A 970-nucleotide genomic window follows, 5' to 3' on the forward strand; every position below is an offset into this window, starting at 1 on the left:
TACGCGACCGTCCCGTACAGGAACGTGCGCTTCGACAGGTTGTACGTCGTGCCGAGCACGTACATGATCGCGTGGCCCGACGGATCGTGCGACGCGTCGCCGCCGCCATCGCCGACCTTCACGTAATACCCGCCGCCCGTCACCGCCCACTGCGGCGTGGCCGTGTAGGTCGCGCCGAGCCAGTAGTGATCGGCGCGATCGGCGACGCCCGCCGGGCTGTCCGGCGCCTGGTAGTGCGTATACGCGCCCTGGATCTTGAACTTCGACACCTTCACGTTCGCGCCGACGAAATACTCGCGCGACGCGGTGAAGATGTTGCTGAACTTGCCGTTGTTGTCGCGCAGCTCGTCGTAGAGGCCGCGCACGTCAAGCAGCGGCGAGTGATACGAGATCATGATCCCGTCCGAGCGGCCGAAGTCGTCGGCCGCGCCGTAGTTGAAGCCGCGCGACTGGTTGCCGAACGCATACTGCGCCTGCACGTCGAAGCCGCCGATCACCGGGCTGTGATATTCGATGTTGTTGCTGCTCTGCTGCCAGTTGCGGCCGCGCACGAGCGATGCGGACGAAAACGCCTGCTGCACGAACGGATCGAATTCCCACACGCCGTCGCTGTCGATGAACAGGTTGCGGCCGGCCTGCAGCTGGCCCCACGTGTCGCTCTTCAGGCCGACATACGCGCGGCGCGACCACATGCGTCCGCCGCCGGTCGTGCCGTTCATCACCTGGAACGCGGTTTCCAGGTTGAAGACCGTCGACATCCCGCCGCCGAGATCCTCGACGCCCTTCAGGCCGAACATGCTGGTGCCCCAGTCGCCGCCTTCCGCGCTCCAGCGCGTCGAACTGCCGCCGGGCGTCGCGATGTGGTTCAGGTATTCGACGCCGCCGTCGATCCGGCCGTACAGCGTCACGCTCGTCTGCGCGAACGCGGCCGCCGGTGCGGCGGCCACGATCAGCGATGCGAAATGTTTGA

General features: G+C 66.3%; 1 protein-coding gene. It reads right to left on the reverse strand.

Features of this window, described 5'->3' with window-relative positions:
- Positions 1–970: porin (locus tag DID98_RS35475; RefSeq protein WP_260428147.1), on the reverse strand; the 970-nt coding region annotated here is incomplete at both ends.

Source organism: Burkholderia sp. Bp8984, from assembly GCF_003853755.1.
Lineage (GTDB): Bacteria > Pseudomonadota > Gammaproteobacteria > Burkholderiales > Burkholderiaceae > Burkholderia.